Origin of the sequence: Aestuariibaculum suncheonense (genome assembly GCF_014596935.1) — a bacterium.
Lineage (GTDB): Bacteria > Bacteroidota > Bacteroidia > Flavobacteriales > Flavobacteriaceae > Aestuariibaculum > Aestuariibaculum suncheonense.
The window spans coordinates 927911-948765 of record NZ_JACVXC010000001.1; the positions used below are offsets into that span (position 1 = coordinate 927911).

The following is a 20855-nucleotide window of genomic DNA, read 5'->3' on the forward strand; positions in this document are numbered from 1 at the left end:
AGCTATGAAACGAGATATTACTTTAAGAAAAGGGTTTGTTTTTAAGTCGTACGAAGCGCCGGAACAATCGCTATTTGATACGTTATTCGATATTTTTAAAGAGTTAATAACGCATACTTCAGGCGATTTTGATGAGGCCATCGATTGGCTTCGCGAACTCGACAAAGAATACAAACTCACCACACCCGAATACACCATTGATGATTTTATTGAAGACCTGATTAAAAAGGGATATATCCGTGAAGAACTTGATTCTGATGGCAATGGTGGTATGGCGATTACTGCCAAAACCGAACGAGCCATTCGTCAGCAAGCTTTAGATCAGATTTTTGGAAAGATAAAGCGAAGCGGTCAGGGTAATCACAGAAGTAAAGGTTTAGGAATAGGTGACGAACATACCGGTGATTTTAGAGCTTATCAGTTCGGTGATGCCTTAGATAAGGTGTCGATGACCGAGAGTTTGAAGAACGCTCAGATTAATCATGGGGTTTCAGATTTTAACCTTTCGGAAAACGATTTGGTGGTTGAAGAAACGCTTCATAAATCACAGATGAGTACCATACTTATGATTGATATTAGTCATAGTATGATCTTATACGGTGAAGACCGCATCACGCCGGCAAAAAAAGTCGCAATGGCTTTAGCTGAACTTATTACCACGCGATACCCAAAAGACACGTTAGATATTCTGGTGTTTGGTAACGATGCCTGGCAGATTGAGATTAAAGATTTACCGTATTTAAAGGTTGGGCCTTACCACACCAATACGGTAGCAGGCTTGCAACTGGCAATGGATTTACTTCGCAGAAAGCGAAATACCAATAAACAAATTTTTATGATTACAGATGGTAAACCTAGTTGTTTGCGTTTATCAAACGGCGAGTATTTTAAAGATAGTTTCGGGTTGAATCCTAACATTGTTAATAAATGTTATGCCATGGCACAACAGGCCAGACGCCTGCATATTCCCATCACCACGTTTATGATTGCTCAGGATAATTATTTGATGCAGTTTGTTCGAGAGTTTACCTATGCTAATCAGGGTAAAGCTTTTTACACCGGACTTAAAGGTCTGGGAGAAATGATTTTTGAAGATTACGAAACCAATAGAAAAAAGCGAATTAGAGGATAATTATGAATATTGAAAACATAAAAACACTAGGCGATTTAAAACAATCAGGTTACGTAAGTAAATCGATTAAAGATGAGTTACGTGATAATTTAATTCAGAAGATAAAACATAAAGAAACCACGTTCGTTGGGGTTCACGGTTATGAAAATACTGTTATTCCCGAGCTGGAACGTGCGATTTTGTCGCGACATAATATAAATTTGTTAGGATTACGCGGACAAGCAAAAACACGTTTAGCCCGTTTAATGCTGAATTTATTAGACGAGTATATTCCTTATGTGGAGGGTTCTGAAATTAACGACGATCCGTTTCATCCTATTTCACGATATGCCAAAGAATTGATTAAAGAACAAGGAGATAAAACGCCGATTGCCTGGCTGCATCGCAGTGAGCGCTTTGCTGAAAAATTAGCCACACCCGATGTGACGGTGGCTGATATTATTGGCGATGTCGATCCGATTAAAGCGGCAAACCTAAAACTGAGTTACGCCGATGACCGTGTGATTCATTATGGAATGATCCCACGTGCTAACCGCTGTATTTTTGTAATTAATGAGTTGCCCGATTTACAAGCGAGAATTCAGGTGGCTTTATTCAATATTTTACAGGAAGGCGATATTCAAATTCGTGGTTTTAAATTACGATTACCTTTAGATATGCAGTTTGTATTTACTGCTAATCCTGAGGACTATACCAATCGCGGAAGTATTGTTACACCGTTAAAAGACCGAATAGGTTCTCAAATTCTAACCCATTATCCGGTTGATATAGAAACGGCAAAATTAATCACAGAGCAGGAAGCTAAATTGGTTGAAAGCCAGAAAGACACTGTTGTGGTACCGGATTTGGCGCGCAATTTATTAGAACAAATTGTTTTTGAAGCCAGAGAAAGTGATTATATCGATGCCAAAAGTGGCGTAAGTGCGCGTTTAAGCATTACCGCTTTAGAGAATTTATTAAGTACAGCCGAGCGTCGTGCCCTATTATCAGGTGATGATAAAACAACCGTTCGGTTATCAGACTTTTTAGGCGTAATACCTTCCATTACCGGAAAAGTAGAATTGGTCTATGAGGGAGAGCAGGAAGGAGCTGCAATTGTGGCTTATAATTTAATAGGAGAGGCTGTTAAAACTTTATTCAACGAATATTTTCCGAAAATTGAAAAACTAAAAAAGCAGGAAGATGAAAGTCCGTATGACGATATTGTGTCGTGGTTTTTTAATCAGAAAGATGGATTTGAGTTACTAGATAGTTTACGAGATAAGGAATATAGGAGTGTGTTGGATGCCGTGGCACCTCTAGATGATTTATTAGGGACATACCAACCGAATTTAGACCAGGCAGATAGTTATTTTATGAAAGAATTTGTGCTTTGGGCACTTGCTGAATATAAGCAGTTAAGCAAGCATCGTTTTACCGAAGGCATGCAATTTAAAGATCCGTATGGTAGTTTTATAAGTGGTATTTAGAAGCTTTTTTGCTCAATTTACATATTCATGGTATAAGGTGGTTTAATTTACATATCTGTATTTTAAACCACCTATTTTTTTTATTCCAATAAAAAATAGTTTTCATGGTTTTGTAGAGAGTTGTTTTGGGTGGTTTTTCGTGATTTTTTGCGTATATTAAGCAAAAACCACGTGTTTTTGGTGCTTTTTAATCCAAAATCAATAAAAAACACTTCAGAATTTCTTAATATGGAAACAAAACCTACAGACAAGAGTCCTATCAAGCTCCTTTCTTTTGATATTGATAACACATTAATAGAATTTCACACGCTTAAAAGCAATTTTAAAAAGATCTGGAAGAAGTACAAACCCGATGATATTATACTTACTTATAATACAGGTCGGTTAATAGATGATGTGCTTCTGCTTATAAAGAAAGGCGTTCTGCCCAAACCAGACTATATTATTGGAGGTGTTGGAACGCTTATTTATGATTGTAACCACAATTGTGTTGTTAAAGAATTTAATGATGTTTTAGATGAAGGATGGGATTTAGAGGCTGTTGAAAAACTGGTGCAGAGTATAGATCATCCCATAAGTGAACAACCGGCAAAGTTTCAACATTCATATAAGCGGAGTTATTTTTTTCATGATGCCGATGATGAACTGATAGAAAGTATTGAAGCCGATTTTGAAAAGGCCAATATGTATGTTAATGTGGTCTATTCTGGTAATAAGTTTTTAGATGTATTACCTAAATGGGCCAATAAAGGCAATGCTTTACAGTGGCTGCTTTCCAAATTGAATTTAACAACCGATAATGTTTTGGTGGCCGGTGATAGTGGTAACGATTCCGCCATGTTCGATATGAAAGGCATTCGCGGTGTTGTTGTGGCTAATGCTCATGAAGAACTTTATAAATTTACCAAATACCGACAGGTGTACCACGCAGAAGGCGATCATGGCAACGGTGTAATTGAAGGCTTGGTGTTTTATGGGATTTTACCAGAGGAAGCCAAAACCTGTTTGGAAGAAGACCACACCGATGATTATTTCATTCAGCAGGAGTTAAATAATATTGCCGATGAGGATGATCAGGAAAAATTAACACTCATTCGCGAAGGCTATGAAAAGGCTATTATTGCTTTAAAGAAGAATATTACACCCTTAGGTTTTTCAGCCTGTTCTATCAAAGATAATGTGCCTAACGGCACCGATGAGAATTATCATAGCGTTTGGGCAAGAGATGGCGCGATTACCGTTATTGGTTCGTTATCGCTTATTCACGAAGAGGAAATTCATAAATGCCAAAGGCAGACCTTAATTACCTTATTCAATCACATTTCTAGAAACGGACAAATACCTTCGAATGTGCGCATTAAAGACAATATCCCCGATTATTCGGGTGTTGGTGGTATTTGTTCAATTGATAGTGGCATTTGGGTGGTAATTGCCTTTTACGAGTATGTGAACGTAACGAAAGATATTGATTTTCTTCGTAAGTACATTTCCGATATTAAAGAAACTATGCGATGGCTAGGGGCTCACGACAGTAATAACGATGCGTTATTAGAAATTCCTGAAGCCGGGGATTGGACGGATTTATTCGGCGGAAGTTATAACATTCTTTATGATGAAATTCTATGGTATCGCGCCAACGTGTGTTTTGGTAGAATGTTGGAAATGCTCGGAGATTACGAGGAAGCTGGGGAATATATTCGCTGGTCGCAAGTTATTAAAAAGGAAATATTACAGAATTTCTGGCCGTCAACACAACAAAAACTATTTCAGTCCGTATCCTTTGCCGAACGCCAGTTTACCCTTGGGGATACCTCGTATTTAATAGCGCAAACCACTCCGTTTGATTTTAGCTGGCGTTGTGATGTGTTCGGTAATGTCCTAGCCTTTTTACACGGTACAGTCGATGCCGAAAAAGCACATCAAACCTTTAAATTTTTGTTAGGGGTTGGCGTTAACGATCCGTTTCCAATTCGCAATGTTTATCCGGTGGTAACTCCTGGCGATCCGGACTGGAGACCTTATTACACTGTGAATCTGTTAAACTTGCCACATCATTACCATAATGGAGGTATTTGGCCTTTTGTTGGCGGATTCTGGGTTAAGTTCGTTAATAAACTAGGGTTACGCGAAGTAGCGATTTCAGAGTTATATAAGTTGGCATTAATTAATAAGCAAGGTTTAACCGAAGAATGGGAATTCACCGAGTGGGCACACGGAACTTCCGGTAGGGCAATGGGGAAAGCCTATCAGGCTTGGTCTGCGGCTCAGTATATTTCTGCATGTAACGATTTAAAAGTAATTAATAACTAAAATATAAAAATATGAAGTCAATTTTAATGATCTCTTTGCACGGATATGTAGGTGCTAATGCCGAATTAGGAAAACCAGATACAGGAGGACAAGTAGTTTATGTTTTAGAGCTCGCAGAACGTTTTAGCCGATTAGGTAAACGAGTTGATTTAGTAACGCGACAGTTTGAAGATCAGCCGGAATACGATCACGTCGATGAGAATTACAGTATCTGGCGTATTCCCTTTGGAGGGAAAAAATTCATCAGAAAGGAAGATATGCACGATCACTTGAAAAAGTTTGTAACCAACTGTTTAGCAGCTATTAAAAAGGAGCGTAAAAAGTATGATGTCGTGTATACGCACTATTGGGATGCCGGTTGGGCCGGACAAAAAATAGCGGAAGAGTTAGGCATTTGTCATGTGCATACACCACATTCCTTGGGTTGGTGGAAACAACATACTATGGGAAGCGATATGGATGAAGAAGAAATGGAGAAAAAGTATCGTTTTAAAGAGCGTATTCGAAAGGAATATTTCGTGTATCAAATGTGTAATTATGTTATAGCAACCACTTTACCGCAGGTCGATTTGTTAACGCAGCAGTATGATGTATTGCCTCGTAATTGCGGCATGATTCCTCCGGGAATTGATGAAAACCGATTCTTCCCGGTGCCAAGTAAGGAAAACGATAAAATAAGGGCCAAATACGATATTCATCCAACCGATATATTAGCGCTTGGGCGTATGGCACACAATAAAGGCTATGATTTACTGATTCAGGCGTTGCCAACCGTATTTGAGCTGTGTCCGGAAGCACGTTTGGTGGCTGCTATTGGAGGTGATAATTCCAAACAAGATGACAAAGGAGTTGAAGGCTTAAAAAAAATAGCGGGCGAATTGGGCGTGTTAGATAAGATCACCTGGAAAAATTACATTGCCGATGAAGATCTGGCAAATGTATATCGTTCTGCTAATATTTTTGCTATGCCATCGCGTTATGAGCCGTTTGGCATGGTAGCGATTGAAGCTATGGCTTGTGGTACACCAAGTGTGGTTACGGTGCATGGTGGTTTATATGATTTAATTGATTTTGGTAATCAGGCGTTGTTTGCCGATCCGCATCGTCCTCTTGAATTTGGAGCGATGTTATCGATGCCGTTATTGTATCCTAAATTACGTAATGAATTATCTGTGGAAGGTGCCCGTTTTGCGCGTCGTAATTTTGGCTGGACAGGAATTGCTAAACGTATTCTGGCAATATTTAATAGCTCCATAAATCAACGTTCCATGGAATCTAGTATTTATACGCATTTTAATAATTAAAACGTTAAAAAGAAGTTCTGGACTTTATATTATCAGCGCATAATTGAATAATTTCAATTATGCGCTTTTTTCTTGTGGCTTCGCGCTTGGCTTGATTGAGCCAGTATAAATAACTTTTTCTGTAGGAAGGCGCAAAATTGAGGTAGTTGTTGTAAGCTTCGGTATGTTTATCAAATGCGATTTGTAAATCATTTGGGATGATACCGTTTTCAACATCGTCTAGTGCAGACCAACTGCCATTTTCCTTAGCAATTTCAATGATTTCTAAACCACTGGTATGCATTAAATTTTCTGCTAGTAATTCTTCAATATAACGTTTATTAAGTGCACTCCAAACACTTTTTGGGTTTCTGGGTGTAAAGTATTGTCGGCGTTTACCATCACCTAAACTTTTAACCGTTGAATCAATCCAGCCATAACACAAGGCGACTTTTACAGCTTCTTCCCAACGCATGCTGTCGTTTTCATGGTCTACCTTGTAAAAAATTAAATAGACGCCCGTTGCTTTGCTATGATTTTCATGCAACCAGTTTCGCCATTCCAAATCGGTTTTAAAGTATAGCTCCGGTAACATACGGATTATATTTTTTTGATTTCGATATAAAAATTAGGATCCACTTGAAATGTAGCTTCATCAGCATCTAGCGAGATGGTTTTCCAGTCGGCTTTTGGGTAAATCCATTGCGTTTTCCCGCTAAGGGTTACAAGTACTGGCATATCGAAGTTTTCAACAATATTCGTCCAACGAAATTTAAGTTCACTATTATCAATCGCATATTCCAGTGTTGGAATATTTGTTGTTCTTAAATATTGATCGAAAAATTCTTGTAAATCGTAACCGGTTTGTTTGCTGATGTAATCCTCAATTTGTTTTGTGGTAACGGTTTGGTGGTAAAAGGTTTCATTCATGCCACGTAATATGTTTCGGAATTTAGCATCATCCTCAATCAATTGACGAAGCGTGTGAATCATATTGGCACCTTTATAGTACATATCGCCAGAGCCTTCTTTGTTGACATTATACGGACCAATAATGGGTTTGTCGTTCAGAATATTTTTTCTGATACCAATAACGTATTCTGAAGCTGCTTCTTTTCCGAAATAATACTCTAAATACAGAGATTCTGAATAGTTAGTGAAACTTTCATGAATCCACATATCAGCAGCATCCTTATAAGTGATGTTATTTGCAAACCATTCGTGTCCTGATTCGTGAACAATGATAAAATCGAATTTTAAGCCCCAGCCAGTGCCGGAAAGATCACGTCCTAAATAGCCGTTTCTAAAACCGTTTCCGTAGGTAACCGAACTTTGATGTTCCATACCTAAATAAGGCGTTTCCACAATTTTAAAACCATCTTCGTAAAACGGATAAGGGCCAAACCAATGTTCGAAAGCCTTCATCATTTTAGGGGCCTGTTTAAACTGTTCTTTGGCTTTTTCTAAATTGTCACGTAACACGTAGTAATCCATGTTTAAAGGGCCTTTTTCACCTTCGTAGATTTCCGAAAAATGCACATAATCACCCACATTCGCGTTTACACCATAGTTGTTGATTGGGTTTTTTACTGTCCAGTTGTAAGTGGTTGTGGTTTCGTTTTCAGTTTTTCCAGAAAATTGTCCGTTAGAGACATCTATAAGGCCTTTCGGAACAGTTACACTAATATCCATGCTATCTACTTCATCGTACATATGATCTTTACAAGGCCACCAAACGCTGGCTCCTAATCCCTGACAAGAAGTTGCAACAAACGGATTGCCATGTTTGTCTTTTTTCCAGGAGAAACCACCATCCCAAGGAGCTTTAATAGCTTCCTTAGGATGTCCTTCATAATATACTTCTATGTTTTTTGTGGTTCCCACAGTTTGCTTTTGTTTTAAGGTAACAAAATGTGCGTTGCCGTTATGTTCGACTTTTAAAGCTTTTCCGTTTTGAGTCACCTTGGTGATTTTTAACGGTTCTTGTAAGTCGATTTGCATGACCGACTGCTGATTTAAAACCTTATATTGAATCGTGTTTTTTCCGGAAATAAACTTTTGATTAGGAGCGATTTCCACATCTAAATGGTAGTAGGTTAAATCCCACCAAACGCGCTCAGACGTAATACTACCACGAAGCGTGTCTTGTTGTGTGAATTCAGTTTTATCGGTCATTAACTGGGCTTTCGCCGAAAGAGATAATGTAAAAAGCGATATGGAAAATAGTAAAAATCGGATGTTCATTAGTTTTAATTTAAGTGGTAAATTAATTAAAAACCAATTTAAAAGGCTGCTAAAGCTTTGTTAATTTCTAATAATACTGTTAGGAAATACCACAACACTTTCGAAGCCATCATCACCAACTGCGGAGACTCCAAAGAAATAATTATCAATCACAATACCTTGTAAGGTAAATTCTGAAATATCCCCTACGTATCTACTGTAATCCCAGGTAGGAGAGGTGGTGTCGCGCCAGTAAATTTTATACCCTTTCGCACCATTAACTTTATTCCATTTTAATTTCGCTGAAGCTTCAACAATGCCACCAATAGCAACTTCGGTAGGAGCCGGTGGGGCAGAGGCCAGACTTGCCATATTTATGGCGTTTACCGCAGTAAGCTTTTTTGCGTATTCAAAATTAACATGTTCTAAAACATCGCCATATTTTATGTCGTTTTCCTCGCGTATGTCCTGATGCTGTTGCGTATAGTTTTCATGCGCTTCCATAATACGAATCGCAGGAAATCCTAAGTCGTTAAACGGACGATGATGCCCGCCACGACCAAAGCGATCTAATCTGTAAATTATCATGGGATTCATTTCTGGCATGTAGGTCTTGGTGGTATTATGAATGTATCTTGCCAGTTGACGTGAGTTACCGTCGACTTCACCACCGTAAAAACGGCGTAAGTTTCTGGTTTTTTCAGGTTCGTTGTCAGGAACAGGCTCCGAGAAAATTCGGAATGCTCGGTTGTCAATAACGCCGTCAACGCCTTTAATATTCCCAATCATGTCGTTATTAAAAACACCGATGATATTCCAGTTATGCTCTTTGGCATAATTAGCTAAACCTTTGCCTCCAAAAAGTCCTTGTTCTTCACCGGATAACCCAACATATACTATACTATGTTCAAATTTATAGTTTGATAAAACTCTTGCAGCTTCAATGGTTCCAGCCATGCCTGAGGCATTATCGTTAGCACCGGGAGCGTCGGTTGTAAAATCCATAGTGTCACTGGCACGAGAATCGATATCCCCACTCATAATAATATAACTATTTGGATATTTCGTTCCTTTTTGAATGGCAATAACATTAACAACCCAGGCATCATGAGGTACACGACTGTTTTCTGCTTTCGTTACAAAATCTTTTTGGTAAAATACTTTTAAGCAATCATCACATTTACTGGAAATGGTTTCAAATTCTTGTTTAATCCAGCGACGTGCAGCACCAATACCTCTCGTGTTTGAAACCGTATCGCTGAAGGTATTTCGGGTACCGAAATTCACTAAAATTTCAATGTCTTTTTCAATGCGTTCTGCAGAAACAGCATCGATGATATCATAGATTTTTTGATTGGTTTGAGCCGAAATAAACAGGGTAATAAAGTATAAAATAAACGTAGTAGTTAGTTTCATAAGATTTTAGTTTCCACTAAAATACTTAAAAAAATAAAAGCGCTTCAATAATTACATTGAAACGCTTTTAAAATTGAATTAGTCACTTTGTATTTTAGAAACAATATTTGTTTTCAGTAATCACTTTGTCGGCAATAATGTTTCGTAGTTCTATAATGTTAGGCATATTAACATATTTGATGTAACGTTTTAAGCCCATAAGCATCATGCGTTGTTCGTCGCCAGTAGAAATTGAAATGATGGAATGTTTACCCGCGGTTTCAATTACATCAATGGCATGGAATAAATTCAGTTTAGCCATGGCAATCTGTTCTTTAGCTTTGTCTTCGCCATCTTTTTTAGCCATTTTTTCTGCACGAAGAATGGCTGATTCCGCTAGGTAAATCTGAATTAAAATATCGGAAGCAGCTAACATGAGTTGCTGATGCTTTTCAATGTCTTCACCATATTTTTGAAGGGTTGCTCCGGCCACCATTAAGAACAATTTCTTAAGATTTTTAATGATGTTTTTTTCTTCTGAAAACAATGCTGTGTAATCTGGGGCTTCAAATGAAGGAATTCCCATGAGTTCATCTTTAACAGCCATCGCAGGACCAAGTACGTCAACATGACCTTTCATAGCTTTTTTGATGAGCATGCCAATACTCAGCATACGGTTGATTTCGTTAGTGCCTTCGTAAATTCTCGAAATTCTCGCATCTCTCCAGGCCGATTCGATTGGTGTGTCTTCCGAGAAGCCCATACCACCAAAAATCTGAATGCCTTCGTCTGTACAATGCTGAATGAATTCTGAAACAGCCACTTTTAAAATCGAGCACTCAATAGCATATTCCTCAACGCCTTTCAATTCAGCTTCCTGATGTGTGTCTTTCCCTTCGGATTTTCTTATTTCAATACGGTCTTCTATGTTTTTTGCAGCACGATAACTAGCCGCTTCTCCTACCCAGCAATTGGTTGCCATTTCAGCGATTTTCTGACGCACAGCACCAAAACTTGAAATCGCGGTTTTAAACTGAATACGCTCGTTAGCATACTTTACAGATTCGGTGATGGTGCGACGTTGTGCATCTAAACAGGCTGCAGCTAATTTTATACGTCCAACATTTAGGGCATTCATTGCAATTTTAAAACCGTTTCCTCTTGAAGATAACATGTTTTCAACAGGTACTACGGTATCATTGAAAAAGACCTGACGTGTTGAAGACGCACGAATCCCTAGTTTGTGTTCTTCTTCACCCATAGTTATGCCATTTGGGTTTTCTGAATCGTATTCAACAATGAAACCGGTGATGTATTTATCATCTTCAATGCGGGCGAAAACGATCATTAAACTACAGAATCCCGCGTTAGAAATCCACATTTTCTGACCGTTAATTTTATAGCTTTTTCCGTCTTCCGAAAGGGTAGCCGTCGTTTTTCCAGAGTTGGCATCACTACCCGCCCCTGGTTCGGTTAAACAATATGATCCGAACCATTCGCCTGAGGCTAATTTAGGAACATATTTTTGTTTTTGTTCTTCGGTGCCATACAATAGAATAGGCATGGTACCTATACCAGTATGTGCTCCAAAGGCTGTACTGAAAGAGCCGGTAGCCCCTGAAATATAATCGCAGACTAACATGGTATCTACAAAGCCCATACCCATACCGCCGTATTCTTCAGGAACAGATACGCCCAAGAACCCCATTTCAGCTGCTTTTTGCATACAGGATTCGGTTAAGGCATAATCTTTGGCTTCAAAACGTGGTTTGTTAGGCCAAAGTTCGCGATCGACAAATTCGGTAACGGCATCTTTCATCATGCGTTGTTCTTCGCTAAAATCTTCGGGAGTAAATATGTCTTCGCAGTTGGTTTCTTTTACCAAAAATTGTCCGCCGCGAATGATATCTTGTTTAGTAGATTCCATAATAAATCGTATTAAGTTCTTTTTAGTTTAAAAATTCAAAAATTCCACAAGCACCTTGACCTGTACCGACACACATGGTTACTGCGCCGTATTTGCCTGTCATATTGCGTTTCCGCATTTCGTCAAATAACTGAACTGAAAGTTTAGTGCCCGTACAGCCTAATGGGTGCCCCAGAGCAATTGCTCCTCCATTCACATTGATGATATCGGGATTCAGATTTAATTCTCTGATAACAGCTATAGATTGTGAAGCAAAGGCTTCGTTTAATTCTATAAGCTCTAGATCTTCCTGTTTTAGTCCAGCTTGTTTTAAGGCTTTTGGAATAGCTTTTACAGGACCAATGCCCATGATTCGTGGTTCTACACCAGCGGCAGCGTAATTAACTAATCGAGCAATAGGCTCCAGATTCAATTCTTTAACCATGGCTTCACTCATAATCATAACAAAAGCGGCACCATCGCTCATTTGGGAGGAATTACCAGCTGTAACGCTTCCGCCTTGAGCGAATACTGGACGAAGTTTAGCTAAAGCTTCTAAATTGGTTCCTTCACGAGGTCCTTCATCTTTGGTTACGGTGTATCTTTTTGTTGCTTTTTTACCATTGGTGTCAATATAAGTTTGTTCTACTTCGATAGGCACAATTTGATCCTGAAAACGGTTTTCAGCTTGAGCTTTTAACGCTTTCATATGTGAATTATAGGCAAATTCATCCTGATCTTCACGAGAGACTTTAAATTGATTAGCGACAGCTTCGGCTGTGTTTCCCATACCCCAGTAATAATCTGGATGTCCTGCTTTTACAGTGTCGTAATTCAATTCCGGTTTAAAACCTGTCATTGGTACAGAACTCATGCTTTCTGCTCCACCTGCAATAATACAGTCGGCCATTCCGGCTTGAATTTTTGCTGTAGCAATGCCAATGGTTTCAATACCAGATGCACAAAACCGGTTTACGGTTACGCCGGGAACATCAACGCTATTTAAGCCTATCAGAGAAATAAATCGAGCCATGTTTAGTCCTTGAGAACCTTCAGGCATGGCATTACCCACAATAACGTCATCGATGCGTGATTTGTCGAGCTGTGGTAATTCCTTCATCATGTACTGAATGGTTTCAGCAGCCAGTTCATCGGTTCGCTTAAAGCGGAAAAGACCTTTAGGAGCTTTTCCTACAGCTGTTCGATATGCTTTTACTATATATGCTTGTTTCATTTTAGTCTAGTTTCTTAATGGTTTACCTGTTTTTAGCATGTGCTGAATACGTTCCAGCGTTTTACGTTCGGTACATAAACTCAGGAAGGCTTCACGTTCTAAATCTAATAAGTACTGTTCACTTACCAGAGTCGGTTCACTTAAATCACCACCAGCCATGACATAGGCTAATTTGTTGGCAATTTTATGGTCATGTTCACTAATATATCTGGAAGCTTCCATAGCATCGGTACCGACTAAAAACATACCCAAGGCTTGTTTTCCAAGAACCTTAACATCCTGGCGTTTTATCGGTTGCGTGTAACCAGCATCAGCTAATAATCTGGCGTGAGCTTTAGCGGTTGCTATCTGTCGGTCTTTATTCACCACAACGATATCTTTTCCTTGTTGTAGCAAACCTAAGTCGAAAGCTTCGTATGTAGATGTTGACACTTTAGCCATTCCAATAGTTAAGAAATATTCCTGAAGGGTATTCAACTCCACATCACCTTTTCTGAATGCATCGGAAGCACGTAAGGCCATTTCTTTTGAACCTCCACCACCAGGAATCACACCAACACCAAATTCTACCAATCCGATATAGGTTTCGGCAGCAGCCACGACTTTATCCACATGCATGGAAAGCTCACAACCACCACCAAGGGTCATGCCGTGAGGCGCTGAAATGGTTGGGATAGCCGAGTAGCGCATGCGCATCATGGTATCCTGAAAATACTTAATGGCGGCATTTAATTCGTCGTATTCCTGCTCGACAGCCATCATGAAAATCATACCAATATTAGCACCAACTGAGAAGTTAGCACCTTGGTTACCGATAACGAGTCCGTCAAAATCTTTTTCAGCAATATCAATGGCTTTATTTAATCCAGCAAGGACATCGCCACCAATGGTGTTCATTTTCGACTGGAATTCACAATTAAGAATACCATCGCCTAAATCTTCAATAACGACACCTGAATTTTTAAAGACTTCATTCGATTTTCTAATATTATCTAATATAATAAAGGCATCCTGACCCGGAACTTTTTCCTGAGATTTACTTGAAATATTATAGAAATAGGTAGCCCCTTCTTTAACAGAATAGAAAGATTTATTACCAGAAGTTAACATCTCATTTACCCAAGCTGCAGGTTCTAAGCCTTCAGCTTTCATGATGTCAATACCTTTTTCAATACCTATAGCGTCCCAGATTTGAAACGGACCATGCTCCCAGCCAAAGCCGGCTTTCATGGCATCATCAATTTTATAAAGCTCGTCTGATATTTCAGGAATGCGGTTCGACACATAAGCAAACATGGCCGCAAAGTTTTTACGGTAAAAAGCGCCTGCTTTATCTTTTCCGTTAACTAAAACTGAAAATCGCTCAATAACTTTATCGATGGTTTTAGTGAGTTCTAAAGTCGCAAAACTGGCCTTTTTACTTTTACGGTATTCCAAGGTGTCGAGGTCTAGTGATAAGATTTCACTGGAACCATCTTCATGTTTTACTTTTTTATAAAATCCTTGTCCGGTTTTACTGCCCAGCCATTTGTTTTCCATCATGGTATTGATGAACCCCGGAAGTTTAAAAAGTTCATGAGCTTCATCATTGGGGCAATTCTCGTAAATACCGTTAGCCACATGAACTAAAGTGTCTAAGCCTACGACATCGACCGTGCGGAAGGTTGCTGATTTAGGTCTACCAATGACCGGACCGGTTAATTTATCGACTTCTTCAATAGTAAGACCTAATTCTTTAACCTGATGAAATAAACTTTGAATACCGAAAATTCCAATACGGTTTCCTATAAAGGCTGGAGTATCTTTAGCTATAACAGAAGTCTTGCCTAAAAACTGTTCACCATAGCCGTTTAGAAAATCTAAAACTTGCCTAGATGTTTGAGGTCCAGGAATGATTTCAAAGAGTTTTAAATAACGTGCCGGATTGAAAAAATGCGTACCGCAGAAATGCTTCTGAAAATCTTCACTTCGGCCTTCACTCATAAAATGAATAGGAATTCCTGAAGTATTAGAAGTAATCAAGGTACCGGGAGTACGGTGTTTGTCTAAGGTCTCGAAAACCTGCTTTTTAATATCTAGGCGCTCTACAACCACTTCCATAATCCAATCGACATGTGCCACTTTACTAATATCGTCCTCAAGGTTTCCTGTGGTTATTCGTGAAGAAAATTTTTGATGATAAATAGGTGAGGGGTTTGATTTTAAAGCCTTCCCCAAAGCATCATTTACAATACGATTCCTAACAATTTTGTCGTTTAATGTCAGACCTTTGGCTATTTCTGCATCATTAAGTTCTCTGGGAACAATATCCAGCAGCAATACATCGACACCAATGTTTGCAAAATGGCAGGCGATACCGCTTCCCATAATTCCAGATCCAATAATAGCTACTTTTTTTATTCTTCGTTTAGTCATGGTGTTATATACTTCTAATCGTTTTGATTGTATATTTTTTTATTTGAAATCATTTCGTTGATTAAATCGGTTACTTCGTAAAAGTGTTTCAATTTGTCCTCAGAAATGTGATTTTTTATGGTATTATTAAATATTAAAACCTGGTTCTTGGCATATTCTCTTTTCTCGCGACCAAACTCGGTGAGGTGAATGATAACGCCTCTACCGTCCTCTGGATTTGGGCGTCGCTCGATGAGTTCTTTGGTTTCCATGGTTTTTAAAATTCGTGAGAGACTGGTGGCTTCCATGCCCATTTTAGGTCCTAAGGCTGTTGAAGCCGTTCCTTTTTCTGGGTCTATACTCAGTAATGTAAAACCTGTTGCCATGGTGCTTCCAAATTTGGCGGCTTCTTCATTATACATTTTTTGTACGGTGAGCCAAGTGGTCCTTAATACATAATCAATCGTTGGTTCTTTAGGTGTCTTTTCTTTCATCTGTTGGTATTTAAGGTTTTAAATAGGGGCAGATGTTAAAGTAGGGTTTAATTAAATTTCGATTATTAAAATGTGTTAGGGTGTAATTTGTTTTCATTGTTTAAATTTGATGGTTATCACCAAATATATGAAAATTTATTATGCACGCATAATAAATAAGTGAATTTTAACAAAGTTATCCCTAGTATTTTAGCTATGCAGTCAGCTTCCTATTGAGGGCGATAAATCTTTTCGATGAGATCTTTATATATTTCTTTAATCACCTTGCGCCTAAGCTTCATGGTAGGGGTTAGATGTCCGGCATCGATAGACCAGATATCTGGGGTAATTTCAAACTTTTTAATTTGTTCCCAATTTCCGAAATTGGCATTGGCAACATCTATTTCATCTTGGATACGTTCTAATAATTGAGGATTGGTAATCATCTCTTTATTAGTCTTAAAGATAAGGTTGTGGCGTTTTCCCCATTCTTTAACAAAATCGTAATTTAACTGAATCAGGGCAGCAGGCATTTTTTCACCTTCACCAATGACCATAATCTGTTCGATGAATCGGGATTGCTTAAATTGGTTTTCTAACAGAGCGGGGGCGACGTATTTTCCTCCAGAGGTTTTGAACATTTCTTTTTTACGGTCGGTAATTTTTAAGAAACCTTCATCGTCAATTTCACCTATGTCTCCGGTATGAAAATAGCCGTTGGTCATTACGTCTGCCGTGCGTTCAGGATCTTTGTAATAGCCTAACATAACATTGGGGCCTTTTACTAATATTTCTCCATCTTCAGCAATTTTTACTTCTACATGATCTATTAGTTTTCCAACGGTTCCAATTCTAAACCCACCGTTGCGCATGTCGTTTACTGAAATTACTGGAGAGGTTTCTGTAAGTCCGTAACCTTCCATAATTGGTAAGTTAGCAGCTGCGAAAATACGCGTTAATCGGCTTTGTAAAGCTGCGCTTCCTGAAACCATTATTTTTAGATTACCACCCAAACCTTCTTGCCATTTTTTAAAAATGAGTTTTCTAGCTAATTTCAGTTGAAATTCGTACCACCATCCATTTTGTCTATAAGGTTCGTATCTTAGTCCTAGGTTTACTGCCCAAAAAAATAACGCCTTCTTTATTCCTGAAAGTTCCGCTCCTTTGGCTATGATTTTATCGTATACTTTTTCATATAATCTAGGGACAGCAGTCATTACATGAGGTTTAACTTCTTTTAAATTATCGCTCATTTTTTCGATTGACTCTGCAAAATAGATTTCTACACCACAATATATATATAGGTATAATATCATTCGCTCGAATACATGACATACAGGTAAGAAGCTTAAGCCCCTTGATTTTCCGTTTTCAAAAGGAACTCGTTTTTCACTGTCGAGAACATTGGATACTAAATTGTTGTGAGATAACATCACACCCTTAGGTCTTCCGGTAGTCCCGGATGTGTATATTAATGTAGCGAGGTCGTTTGGTTTGACATTATTTTTCCTGTCTTCAACTTCATTTTGATTACTGTTATCTTTTCCTAATTTTAAAACATCAGACCAATGATTAGAGCCTTCAATATTGTCAAAAGTGTAAATGCCTTTAAGTTGTGTTTTGTCTTTAATAGCATTAAGCTTTTCAAGAACTTCAATATCGGAAACAAAGCAGTAAATAGATTCAGAGTGATTTATAATATATTCGTAATCTTCTGAAGCAATAGTTGGATAGATTGGAACGTTTTGAGCACCGGTTTGTAGGATACCAATATCAAGTACATTCCATTCTGTTCTGTTGGTAGATGAAATAACAGCAAGCTTATCATTTGGTTTTATACCTAATCGAAGCAATCCTCGACTTATAGCATTAGCCTGATCAATAAATTCCCGTGTAGAAATGGAAGTCCATACACCATTATACTTGGTGGTAAAGGCTTTTTCTAAATTATAAGTTTTTAGCTGATGATAAGGAAAGTCGAATATTCTGGTAATTTCTTCCATTATTTAGTGTTAGTTTGCGGTACTGCAAAATAAAGAATTAAAAGTGATTTTCAAATTTCAATTAATTTAGTTTTCCGTAGCAAAATTCATGCCCGTTTTAAGTTTTTATGAATTAGACTATTAATAGTGAATTTTAAGCAATTATCCTATGATTTAAGTCATTAAAAGCAATGCCTAATTGAAGTAATTTTATGTCACACAAAAGTGTTTAACCAAAAGTGATAGAACTATGGAATTACTTGAAGCAGAAAAAACTAGAGTTTACCGGTTTGGTAACAAAGTTGCGGACGGAAACAGTAAAATGAAGAATCTTTTAGGAGGAAAAGGCGCCAATTTAGCCGAAATGAGTGCTATAGGCATACCTGTACCACCTGGTTTTACAATAACCACAGAGGTTTGTACGGAGTATAATTTATTAGGTGAAGCCGCTGTTATAGATATGATTCGGGATGAAGTTGAAGAATCTATAGCTAATATTGAAGCATTTATGGGAAGTCGGTTTGGCGATAAGGATAATCCGTTGTTAGTTTCTGTGAGGTCAGGAGCCAGAGTATCCATGCCCGGTATGATGGATACCGTTTTAAATTTAGGATTGAATGATGAAGTGGTAGTTGGCTTAGCTAAAAAAACAAATAATGAGCAGTTTGCCTGGGATTCTTACCGTAGGTTCATTCAAATGTACGGCGGAGTGGTTCTGGGTATGAAGCCTGCTTCCAAAGATGATATTGACCCTTTTGAGGAAATCATGGAAAATCTTAAAGGGAAACGAGGCATTCAATTGGATACTGAATTTACGGTTCAGGATTTAAAAGATTTGGTTTACGATTTTAAAGATGCCGTTAAAAAGCAAACCGGTCATAGCTTTCCAACGAATCCATGGGAGCAACTTTGGGGTGCTATTATAGCAGTGTTCAATAGCTGGAATGGCTATCGTGCTGTGTATTATAGAAATATGCATGGTTACCCCGCCGATTGGGGAACCGCTGTAAATGTTCAGGCTATGGTATATGGTAATATGGGTGAAAACTCAGGAACAGGTGTGTGTTTTACCCGTGACGCTGGAACTGGAGAAAATGTGTTCAATGGCGAATATTTAATTAACGCTCAAGGTGAAGACGTGGTTGCAGGGGTAAGAACCCCTCAACAGATCACTCTTTTGGGCTCTAAACGTTGGGCAGAACTGGCTCAAATATCAGAAGACGACAGAAAAGAAAACTATCCGTCTTTAGAGGAACTGATGCCGGATATTTTTAAGGAACTTGACGGATATCAAAAAATACTTGAGGCCCATTACCGAGATATGCAGGATATGGAATTCACCATTCAGGAAGGTAAACTGTGGATTCTCCAAACTAGAAATGGAAAACGTACTGGTGCCGGAATGGTAAAAATAGCAATGGACTTATTAGAAGAAGGTTTAATAGATGAACAAGAAGCTCTATTAAGAATAGAACCTAATAAGTTGGATGAATTACTGCATCCGGTATTCGATCTCAAAGCTTTAAAACGCGCTCATGTAATCGCACAGGGCTTACCAGCATCACCTGGAGCTGCAACCGGAAAAATAGTATTTTTCGCCGATGAAGCCTCCAAATACAAAAACAGCATTCTAGTACGTATTGAAACCTCGCCTGAAGATTTGGAAGGCATGCATATTGCCAAAGGTATTTTAACCGCTCGAGGCGGAATGACTTCTCATGCTGCTGTTGTGGCACGTGGTATGGGTAAATGCTGTATATCGGGAGCAGGTGCTTTAAAAATCAATTATAAAGCACGAACGTTAACTGTCGATGGCCATGAATACCACGAAGGCGATTGGATTTCTTTAAACGGATCTACAGGAAATATTATTGAAGGTAAAGTGGAAACGGTGGAACCTGAATTAAGTGGCGAATTTGCAGAATTAATGTTGTTGGCTGATAAATATGCCAAAATGAAGGTGCGCACCAATGCTGACACCCCAAAAGATGCTAAAATAGCCAGAAACTTTGGCGCAGAAGGTATCGGTTTAACCAGAACCGAGCATATGTTTTTTGAAGTTGACAGAATTAAAGCCATGCGCGAAATGATTCTTGCCGATACTGTTAAAGGACGTAAGCAGGCATTGCAAGAGTTATTACCTATGCAACGTTCCGATTTTGAAGGTATCTTTGAAGCTATGGAAGGCCTTCCGGTAACCATCCGATTATTAGACCCTCCATTGCATGAATTTGTACCTCATCAGTTAGCCACTCAAAAAGAGTTGGCCGAAGAAATGCATATTTCACTTTTGGCGGTTAAAAATAAAGTGGCCGAATTGGAAGAATTCAACCCTATGTTGGGTCATCGTGGCTGCCGTTTAGGAAATACGTATCCTGAAATCACTGAAATGCAAACTCGTGCCATCATAGAAGCAGCACTTAATTTAAAAGAACGCGGTATTACTTGTAAACCTGAAATCATGGTGCCATTAGTTGGTACAGTAGATGAGTTTGTTGCTCAGGAAAGTATTATAAGAAACACAGCAGATACTGTTTTTGAAGAAAGAAAAGATAAAGTGGAGTATTCTGTAGGAACCATGATAGAAGTGCCTAGAGCTGCTTTATTAGCCGATAAAATTGCCGAACATGCCGATTTCTTCTCGTTCGGTACTAATGATTTAACGCAGATGACATTCGGATATTCCAGAGATGATGCCGGTAAGTTCCTTCCCATTTACATTCAAAAAGGCATTTTAAAAGTCGATCCATTTGAAGTGCTGGATCAGGAAGGTGTTGGCCAATTGGTTCAATTAGGAACTGAACGCGGTAGAAGTATAAAACCTAATTTAAAAGTTGGTATTTGTGGCGAGCATGGTGGAGAACCAAGTTCTGTAGAATTCTGTTATAACACCGGAATGGATTACGTGAGTTGTTCACCTTTCAGAGTGCCAATTGCCAGATTAGTTTCAGCGCAAGCTGCAATAAAAGCAGAAAGAAGAGTTTAGTATATTTTTTATACTAGAGTTGATTATGTTTTAAATTAGAAAAGGCCAGAAATTTATTTTTGGCCTTT

At 38.6% G+C, this 20855-nt stretch carries 13 protein-coding genes; 5 read left to right on the plus strand and 8 right to left on the minus strand.

Going from position 1 to position 20855, the window contains the following annotated elements; translation table 11 throughout:
- The first annotated feature begins 4 nt into the window (after window positions 1–4).
- The 4 genes from ICJ84_RS04200 (at window position 5) to ICJ84_RS04215 (ending at window position 6215) form a co-directional block, all read left to right on the plus strand.
- The gene (locus tag ICJ84_RS04200; RefSeq protein ID WP_188215092.1) at window positions 5–1132 is read left to right on the plus strand and encodes a vWA domain-containing protein; all 1128 of its coding nucleotides are present in this window, start codon (window positions 5–7) and stop codon (window positions 1130–1132) included.
- A 2-nt stretch (window positions 1133–1134) separates the two neighbouring features.
- Window positions 1135–2601: a MoxR family ATPase gene (locus tag ICJ84_RS04205; protein ID WP_188215093.1), complete on the plus strand. Its 1467-nt coding sequence runs from the start codon at window positions 1135–1137 to the stop codon at window positions 2599–2601.
- Window positions 2602–2829: 228 nt separating this feature from the next.
- On the plus strand, window positions 2830–4911 hold the full coding sequence (locus tag ICJ84_RS04210; RefSeq protein ID WP_188215094.1) for an HAD-IIB family hydrolase: 2082 nt from the start codon (window positions 2830–2832) through the stop codon (window positions 4909–4911).
- Window positions 4912–4922: 11 nt separating this feature from the next.
- Complete coding sequence (locus ICJ84_RS04215; RefSeq protein ID WP_188215095.1) at window positions 4923–6215, plus strand: glycosyltransferase; 1293 nt, start codon at window positions 4923–4925, stop codon at window positions 6213–6215.
- A 4-nt stretch (window positions 6216–6219) separates the two neighbouring features.
- Here ICJ84_RS04215 and ICJ84_RS04220 read toward each other — a convergent pair whose 3' ends face one another.
- The 8 genes from ICJ84_RS04220 to ICJ84_RS04255 all read right to left on the minus strand — a co-directional run bounded on the left by ICJ84_RS04220 (window position 6220) and on the right by ICJ84_RS04255 (window position 17822).
- Complete coding sequence (locus ICJ84_RS04220; protein WP_188215096.1) at window positions 6220–6789, minus strand: YdeI/OmpD-associated family protein; 570 nt, start codon at window positions 6787–6789, stop codon at window positions 6220–6222.
- 5 nt (window positions 6790–6794) lie between these two features.
- Complete coding sequence (locus ICJ84_RS04225) at window positions 6795–8369, minus strand: M1 family metallopeptidase (protein WP_317173646.1); 1575 nt, start codon at window positions 8367–8369, stop codon at window positions 6795–6797.
- Window positions 8370–8498: 129 nt separating this feature from the next.
- Window positions 8499–9833 carry a M28 family peptidase gene (locus tag ICJ84_RS04230; RefSeq protein ID WP_188215098.1) on the minus strand — a complete coding sequence of 445 codons (1335 nt, stop codon included), beginning with the start codon at window positions 9831–9833 and terminating at the stop codon, window positions 8499–8501.
- A gap of 94 nt (window positions 9834–9927) precedes the next feature.
- The gene (locus ICJ84_RS04235; RefSeq protein ID WP_188215099.1) at window positions 9928–11739 is read right to left on the minus strand and encodes an acyl-CoA dehydrogenase family protein; all 1812 of its coding nucleotides are present in this window, start codon (window positions 11737–11739) and stop codon (window positions 9928–9930) included.
- A gap of 22 nt (window positions 11740–11761) precedes the next feature.
- Window positions 11762–12952: an acetyl-CoA C-acyltransferase gene (locus ICJ84_RS04240; RefSeq protein WP_188215100.1), complete on the minus strand. Its 1191-nt coding sequence runs from the start codon at window positions 12950–12952 to the stop codon at window positions 11762–11764.
- Between the two features lie 6 nt (window positions 12953–12958).
- The gene (locus ICJ84_RS04245) at window positions 12959–15367 is read right to left on the minus strand and encodes a 3-hydroxyacyl-CoA dehydrogenase/enoyl-CoA hydratase family protein (RefSeq protein ID WP_188215101.1); all 2409 of its coding nucleotides are present in this window, start codon (window positions 15365–15367) and stop codon (window positions 12959–12961) included.
- A 14-nt stretch (window positions 15368–15381) separates the two neighbouring features.
- A complete protein-coding gene (locus ICJ84_RS04250; RefSeq protein ID WP_188215102.1) occupies window positions 15382–15840 on the minus strand; it encodes a MarR family winged helix-turn-helix transcriptional regulator in 459 nt (152 codons plus the stop codon).
- 209 nt (window positions 15841–16049) lie between these two features.
- On the minus strand, window positions 16050–17822 hold the full coding sequence (locus ICJ84_RS04255) for an AMP-dependent synthetase/ligase (RefSeq protein ID WP_188215103.1): 1773 nt from the start codon (window positions 17820–17822) through the stop codon (window positions 16050–16052).
- A gap of 229 nt (window positions 17823–18051) precedes the next feature.
- Here ICJ84_RS04255 and ppdK point away from each other — a divergent pair, with 229 nt between their 5' ends.
- A complete protein-coding gene (gene ppdK / locus ICJ84_RS04260; RefSeq protein ID WP_188215104.1) occupies window positions 18052–20787 on the plus strand; it encodes a pyruvate, phosphate dikinase in 2736 nt (911 codons plus the stop codon).
- Window positions 20788–20855 lie beyond the last annotated feature (68 nt).

Bases quoted from the DNA above. Each gene is read 5' to 3' on its own strand.
- ICJ84_RS04255 (WP_188215103.1), bottom strand. From the start codon at position 17,822: ATGGAAGAAATTACCAGAATATTCGACTTTCCTTATCATCAGCTAAAA.
- ICJ84_RS04200 (WP_188215092.1), top strand. From the start codon at position 5: ATGAAACGAGATATTACTTTAAGAAAAGGGTTTGTTTTTAAGTCGTAC.
- ICJ84_RS04245 (WP_188215101.1), bottom strand. From the start codon at position 15,367: ATGACTAAACGAAGAATAAAAAAAGTAGCTATTATTGGATCTGGAATT.
- ppdK (WP_188215104.1), top strand. From the start codon at position 18,052: ATGGAATTACTTGAAGCAGAAAAAACTAGAGTTTACCGGTTTGGTAAC.
- ICJ84_RS04235 (WP_188215099.1), bottom strand. From the start codon at position 11,739: ATGGAATCTACTAAACAAGATATCATTCGCGGCGGACAATTTTTGGTA.
- ICJ84_RS04225 (WP_317173646.1), bottom strand. From the start codon at position 8,369: ATGACCGATAAAACTGAATTCACACAACAAGACACGCTTCGTGGTAGT.
- ICJ84_RS04220 (WP_188215096.1), bottom strand. From the start codon at position 6,789: ATGTTACCGGAGCTATACTTTAAAACCGATTTGGAATGGCGAAACTGG.
- ICJ84_RS04250 (WP_188215102.1), bottom strand. From the start codon at position 15,840: ATGAAAGAAAAGACACCTAAAGAACCAACGATTGATTATGTATTAAGG.
- ICJ84_RS04205 (WP_188215093.1), top strand. From the start codon at position 1,135: ATGAATATTGAAAACATAAAAACACTAGGCGATTTAAAACAATCAGGT.
- ICJ84_RS04240 (WP_188215100.1), bottom strand. From the start codon at position 12,952: ATGAAACAAGCATATATAGTAAAAGCATATCGAACAGCTGTAGGAAAA.
- ICJ84_RS04230 (WP_188215098.1), bottom strand. From the start codon at position 9,833: ATGAAACTAACTACTACGTTTATTTTATACTTTATTACCCTGTTTATT.
- ICJ84_RS04215 (WP_188215095.1), top strand. From the start codon at position 4,923: ATGAAGTCAATTTTAATGATCTCTTTGCACGGATATGTAGGTGCTAAT.
- ICJ84_RS04210 (WP_188215094.1), top strand. From the start codon at position 2,830: ATGGAAACAAAACCTACAGACAAGAGTCCTATCAAGCTCCTTTCTTTT.